At 42.6% G+C, this 7,318-nt stretch carries 4 protein-coding genes; 2 read left to right on the top strand and 2 right to left on the bottom strand.

Annotated elements, in window-relative coordinates:
* Positions 1-449, bottom strand: a 449-nt coding sequence (locus tag VF500_RS08850; RefSeq protein WP_330859330.1) for an ROK family protein, incomplete at its 3' end; no start/stop codon positions are given.
* 242 nt (positions 450-691) lie between these two features.
* Complete coding sequence (locus VF500_RS08855; RefSeq protein ID WP_330859331.1) at positions 692-3,076, bottom strand: alpha-L-rhamnosidase N-terminal domain-containing protein; 2,385 nt, start codon at positions 3,074-3,076, stop codon at positions 692-694.
* Positions 3,077-3,436: 360 nt separating this feature from the next.
* Here VF500_RS08855 and VF500_RS08860 point away from each other — a divergent pair, with 360 nt between their 5' ends.
* Positions 3,437-5,845 (top strand): DUF2339 domain-containing protein, encoded by a 2,409-nt coding sequence (locus VF500_RS08860; RefSeq protein WP_330859332.1) that lies wholly within the window; start codon positions 3,437-3,439, stop codon positions 5,843-5,845.
* Positions 5,838-7,055, top strand: a complete 1,218-nt coding sequence (locus tag VF500_RS08865) for a hypothetical protein (protein ID WP_330859333.1) — start codon at positions 5,838-5,840, stop codon at positions 7,053-7,055. Before VF500_RS08860 ends, VF500_RS08865 begins: the two co-directional genes overlap by 8 nt.
* Positions 7,056-7,318 lie beyond the last annotated feature (263 nt).

Here is a 7,318-nt window from a genome sequence, read left to right on the forward strand (position 1 = left end):
AAGTGTGGCAATAAATGACCGTCCATTAACAAAGCGGTACCGAAACCGGTACCCAGGGTTATTACCATTTCAAGGCCTTTACCGGCAACTACGCCAAGGCCCTGCATATCGGCATCGTTTACAACCTGTGTAGGTTTGCCCAGCGCTTTTTCCAGTTTTTTGCTCAGGTCAACATCGGCCCAAAAATCAGAACCGAGGTTAGGTGCCGTTTTAACAACACCATTTTTTACGTAACCTGGAAAACCAACCGATATTTTATCATATGATGGAAAATCCTTTACAAGGGTGTTGATAGCTTTTATTACGTTTTCAGGATTTGCCGGTGCTGGGGTAGCAATCTTGTCGTATTCCATTTTTAATTCCCCTTTTTTATTGAGGATAGTGGCTTTGATGTGTGAACCACCGATATCGATTGAAAGAACCCTTAATTGGGATGGTGTGTTTTTCATTTAGCGTAATTTATTTAGCTGGTTAGCAATTTGGTGAAACCCTTAGTTCCCAGCGCATAAATATCACATTTTAATAATATCAAATTGTTAAATAATGCGATAAAATCAATTTATCCCTCTTGAGCAACAATGGTAAAGTTAGCGTTGCTTTTATTTACCAAACCAATTTTTAAAAGTATTTTACTTATGCGTGGCAAAATCAATGCAATTAAGGTAAAATGTTAATATCCCTGTTAGTTTTTTCAGATACTTAAATTGTTATTACCAGTTTTTAGCGTAAAAGTTTTCCCTTTCCACACAAAAATGCCCGATGTGCTTTTGGGAAGGGTAATATTGATGTTCCATTTTCCTTTGTTAAACACATATTTAGCATACACTTTTCCGTTAGGATGCGGTACTTCGCCGCTGATATTTTTGATCTGCCCCAAATGCGGCTCAATTTTTATTTTGCTGAAGCCCGGCGCATAACTATCCACACCTAAAATAGTGCGGTAAAACTCAATATTGGGGCTTGCACCCCAGGCATGGCAATCAGAGCGGTTATGGTCGAGGTCGGAGATCTCGGCCCAGGTGGTTAAACCCATTTTGATATTATCGCGCCAGATATTAAGCCAGTTTAAATAATCATCGCCCAGGCCTCCTTTTACCATGGCCTGGTGCAGGTAATATTTAAAGTAGATGGTGCATTTGGTAAGTGTACTATCATTCAATAGTTTTAAGCTGATATCATGCGCGGTCACACTGTTTACCATACCGGCTAACACTGCTATAGAATTGGTATGCTGCGAGAACAATTGTTTATCCTCGGTATCGGCATAAAGCTTTTTGCCTGCATCCCAATATTTGTTTTGGATGGCGGTTTTCAATTGTGCGGCTTTGGCTTTGTACACGGCTGCAAATGCAGGCATCCCCATTTTTGCTTCCATTTCCGCGGCTTGTTGGTAGGCCCACATCAATTGCATATCCAATATAGCCGATGTGCCTTTATGGCTTTTGGGGGCCTGGCCAAAATCCCAGCCTTTGTCGTTCACCCAGTCAACAAATGTCCAATAGGGCGTATCCTTTAAGGAACCATCGGCTTGCTGGTATTTGCTGAAAAAGTTGAGCACATCGCGCATACCGGGCAGTTTATCCTTAATAAATAAACTATCTGGCCGGTACATCCAGTAATCGTGCAGCATGCCGATATACCATAACGAAAAGGTGGATATGATTTGCGGCGAGAAAGAAGGGTGACGGCTTAGTGTAATGCCCTCAGCCAGGCGGGAATGATCCATTTGGTTGATGGCATTGCGAACCAACCTATCGTCGCCGCTGTTATAAAAAGATACCAGCGCCTGAATGCGGGTATCGCCCACGTATTGCAGTTGTTCATAATAAGGACAATCAGTATAAGTTTCACCGGCGCAAAGGCGGGCGGTGCGCCAGCCGATATCCAGCATCTGCTGCATTTCGGGATTGGGCGTTTCCAGTTTGGCATTCATTTTAAACGGATACCCGGTAAACGTTCCGTAAATATCATCAATAACCAAGGGCTCATCTTTGGTAGTTATCTTCACCTCAACATACCTGAATGTACGCCAGGTTAAAGTAGTAAATGAATTACCCGTAGCGCCATCCGAAACGATGCTGTCACGCCTGCCAACAAAGATCTTCCCATCCACATCATTCCGGTTACCTTTAACAGTACCCTCCGGACCGGTCAGGGTTTTAAATAATGATTCGGTATAACTGATGCCGATGCCAGCGTTTTTCCCCTTGCTGAAATTCAATGTTAAAAAAGCATTGGTCAAATAGGTTTGATCGAGCAGTAAAGTAGCCGAGGTATTGGCCGGGATAGTAATAGCTGTTTTAGTTGCAGGGAATGTAGATGGAATAGTAACCCCATCCGCTTTCCTTAAAACCGGGATCCTTTGATAGGTCATCTCCATGGCCGGTATTGATGATGGCACCAGCATCCAGCCAAAGGCATTGGTTACGCCTTTGGGGTTCCCGTTATCTATGCGGATAGCGTTTTTCCAGCTACTGTCGTCGAGCCCTGCGGTATTCCAATCTTTTATGGATTGATTCAGATCTATCCTTTCGCCCGGACCTGCAACATAATAAGGATGCCAGCCGATACCGGTAATAGGTTGAAATGATTTATCCCGGATGCACTTCCAGGTTTTATTGGTGTTGATAATCTCTTCGGCCGGAGTATCACCCTGCATAATGAAACCTGTTTGCAAGGAGATCTGCGCTTCAGGACGATAATCGCCATCGTTCCAGACCACAGCGGCTATAGTGTTTTTTCCCGATTGAAGATATGGAGCAAGGTCAATCGTTTCGTAATTCCAGTAATAGGTATCGCCACGGGCCGGGCCTAATGAAACCAGTGTTTGATTAACATAAAGTTTATAGCGATTATCGGCAGATATATGAACGATAAAAGAGGCGGGTTTAGCGGTAAGCTCAACACTTTTCCTGAAGTAATAAACGCCATAATCTTTTAACGATTCGCCAGGAGCGGTGATCCATGATGCTTTCCACTGGTATTTTAAAAGCGCCGGATTGATGGATTGCGCATAAACGGATACTGTAGTAAAAAGAAAAAATGCAAAAACGCAGCGTTTAAAAAATACCTTCATGAAATAGTGCGGTTTATAGGTGGTTAGTAATGGCCTGTAAAGCTAAATTACAATTAAAGCCGGATTATTATACACAGGATCAATTTTCGGCTCCATCAATTGATTCGAAAAAACAAGTAGAAATTTTCACACAAATTTTTCCGAATTAATCGAATTACACGAATTTTTTATTGATGTCGATTTGAAATTCGTGTAATTCGATTAATTGTGGCCGGTTTGAAAATCAATTCGTGTGAAAATTTTTAACTCCAATTTATTCACAGGTCTGATCATTTTAAAGGCGATTTCCTTGCTGTTACCTATCCCGATGGTGGATTATTTTATAATTCCGCTATCTTTATTTTTTACAAACCTAAAACTATGGATGTATTAGCCGTTGTCTTATTAGTGGTTGTCATTATAATGATGCTGAACCACAAGGGCAGTTTAAACAATAAGATCAGCGATCTTGAACTTAAAATACACGATTTAAAGCGCCTTGTTGAACAGCTTAAAATAACCCGGATAGTTAGCGAAGACGTTAAAAAAGCGGAAGAACCTGTACCGGCAATCACCCCAACGCCACCGGTTATTCCAACCATACCTGAGCCTCCTGTTGAAAAACCTCAACCACCGATTGAGGCTGAAATAAAACCACAACCTGTTACGTCGCCAAAGATTGAAAGACACCCCGAGGTTATTGAGGATAGTTCATCAATTATCAATCGCCCTGTAAAAACGCGTGATTTTGAACCGGCAAAACCAGTTGAGCCAAGGCTGTCATTCTTTGAGCGCCATCCCGACCTGGAGAAATTCATCGGTGAAAACCTCATCAATAAAATAGGTATAGCCATACTGGTGCTGGCCATCGGCTTCTTTGTAAAATACGCTATTGATAACGATTGGATAGGCTTAGTTGGCCGCGTTGGCATAGGCATTGTTTGTGGTGGTATCTTGATTGGTGTCGCGCATGCCCTTCGTAATAGCTACAAGGCGTTCAGTTCGGTACTTGTAGGCGGCGGTTTGGCCGTGTTTTACTTTACCATAACGCTGGCATTTCAGCAGTTCCACCTGTTTAACCAAACAACGGCGTTCATCATTTTAATTGTGATCACCATTTTTGCGGTGTTGCTTTCTTTATTGTATGATAAGCAGGAGTTGGCCGTGACAGCTTTAGTTGGCGGTTTTGCCAGTCCTTTTATGGTAAGCAACGGCAGCGCCAATTACAATGGTCTGTTCATTTACCTGTTGATATTAAATACCGGCCTGCTTATTATTGCTTATTATAAAGCATGGCGGATACTCAATATTGTTTCGTTTGGTTTCACGGTGATTGTCTTTTCAACCGTATTGTATACCCTTACGCCACCTACCTATCATTTCGGTTTTATTTACGCCAGTATTTTTTACGCGCTTTACTTTGTCATCAACATAGCCAACAATGTGCGGGAGAACAAAAAATTCATAGCATCCGATTTCAGCATCCTGCTTATTAATACAGGGCTGTATTTTGCTGCCGGCTTGTACCTGTTAACCATGATGCATGATGAGCAGTACCGCGGTTTATTTTGCGTGAGTTTGGCCGTAGTGAACCTGGTGCTATCATACATCCTGTTCCGCAACCGTAAAGTGGATACCAATATCCTGTACCTGCTTATTGGCATTACGCTAACCTTTATTTCATTGGCGGCGCCTATCCAACTGCACGGCAATAACATCACTATTTTCTGGGCTTCGGAAACGGTGCTGCTTTACTGGCTGTACCTGCGCTCGGGAATCCAGCTCATGAAATATACGTCCGTTTTTTTATGGATAGCCATGTTGTTGAGCCTGGTTATGGACTTATATCAAACTTATGGTAATTACAATCAAAGTCTCACCATAATAGCTAATAAAGGTTTCATCACAACGGTATTCGCTGCCGTAAGTTCATTTTTACTTTCGGTACTGGTTAAAAGGGACACAACTAAACAAGCGCATACCGAAGCTTTCACCGAACAACTTTTTGGGGTAGCAGCACTTGTACTCTTGTTTTTAAGTGGCCTACTGGAGATCAACCATCAGTTCCTGAATCATTACCCGGATACCGGGCTTAATATTTTATATGTGATGGTTTATACACCGGTGTTTGTATCTATCTATTATACAATATCACCTAAAATAGAGGTCATCAATTTTGCTGATAGCGTGAAACTTACTATCCTGCTCATCTGTGTAATTGTTTATCTGGTACTTACACCACAATACTATTCACTGCAGCATTTAATGCTGGAAGGCGGCAAACCGTCAACAAGTCATTTTATTGCACATTGGATAGGGGCTGTATTTACAGGTTTACTGTTTTACAGGGTCATCCGCTTGTGCCAGCAAACAATGGACGAAGGTCTCCAGAAAGTGTTCACCTGGTTATTGAGCGCCGGTGTTGTTTTATTTTTAAGTTTTGAGGTAAGCCTGATGAGCAACTTGCTATTCTTTAGTAAAGCAAATCCTATCGATCAAATAGAAACTGTGTATGTAAAAACCGGTTTGCCTGTGTTATGGGGACTTCTTTCCTTTGCGCTGATGTGGCTGGGCATGAGGTACAAGCTGCGGGTAATGCGGGTGGCCTCGTTGACGTTGTTCTCGCTTACCTTATTAAAATTATTTTTGTTCGATATTAAAAACATCCCGGTTTGGGGTAAAATAGCTGCTTTCTTTTGTTTGGGGGTACTGCTCCTTATTGTGGCGTTTATGTACCAGCGAACAGCAAAAAAATCTATTGCCGATGATGAAGCTAAAAAAAATGAATAGGCTAACACTTTTTATACTGCTGCTTTGCGGGGCGACATTACCGGCATCGGCACAAAAAAACTTTAAATATAAAGCCGCGCTACAACAGATTGACAGCACCGGCTTTTACCGCATTGGCTTACAACCGGCGTTGGTTGCAAAGGCGAAACCCGATCTGTCGGACATTCGTATTGCGGATGCGAAAGGCAATTTTGTGCCGTACATCCAGGCCGGTAGTCTCCCGCAAAAAAGCCAGAAAAGCTTTGTTGTTTTCCCGGAGATAACCAATACCCCAAAAACCGATACCAGCACTGTTTTTGTCATCGAAAATAAAACCGGACTGGTGCTCGACCGCCTTTGGATCAGGTTGCAAAACACCGCTGTAAAACGCAAAGTGAACCTGCTGGGCAGCGATGATCTCAATCAGTGGTTCGCCATCCAGGAAGATATTCCGCTACAGGAGGCGGTACAAAACAGTGAAGGCACTTACCTGCAATCATTGTCCTTCCCGGCAAGTAACTATCGTTATTTAAAAATCCAGGTAAACGATAAAAATAAGAGCCCGGTTAAGTTTTTACAGGCCGGCATTTATACCGAGTATGCATCGGCCGCTCAAAGTTATACAGCTATTGTGCCTGTAAATATTATCCGTGCGGATAGTAATAAAACTACATTTATTGATGTAAAGCTGAATGATAATTACCAGGTAAACAGGCTGCACCTCAGCATCAGCGCACCGAGGTATTATAAACGCGGCGTTGCTGTTTATCAGTTTGTGAACAACGGCAAAGAGCTGCTTAACGAAGCTGAATTATCATCGAATAAAGCCCCCGATCTGCTGATAGCTGCAAAAACCAATCACCTGCTGATAGAGATAAGCAATGGCGATAACCAGCCGCTGAGCATCGGCGAGATCAAAGCTTATCAATCCGACGAATACCTGATCAGTTATTTGGAGGCTAAGCAAAGCTACCAATTCCTGGTTGGAGATCCCCTGGCACAGGCTCCCGAGTATGATCTTAAATTTTTTGCCGATAGCATAAGGGAGAATACTCCGGTTATAAAACATGAAGCTGTTATTAAAAACACTGACTATGCCGTAACTGCCAAACCGGCCGGAAAAGATTATACCATATTGATTTGGGTTGAGATCGTCGTTTCGTTAGGGTTGCTCTTATTTTTGACTTTGAAGATGACTAAGGAGGTGAAGAAGAAGGAAGGGGAAAGGTAAGCACTATCACGATAAAATTATGTCATTGCTGTAAAGCGTAGCGTGGCAATCGCACGGAAGCATAGCCGCCCTGTTATAGTATGCGATTGCCGCGTCACCCCATCACTCATTTCTCTGCTGTTCCTTATAATGACGTGCATGTAAAGCATTCATAATCAAGCTGCATTTTGAAGTGTAAGGCCGAGTTTTTGCGCTTCTTTTTGCAGACGAGCGATCTTTCTTGCCTTTTGGATTTCAGGATCCTGCTGAACTTTATTACTGTC

The sequence above is a fragment of the Mucilaginibacter sp. genome, from assembly GCF_036383575.1.
Classification (GTDB): Bacteria; Bacteroidota; Bacteroidia; order Sphingobacteriales; family Sphingobacteriaceae; genus Mucilaginibacter.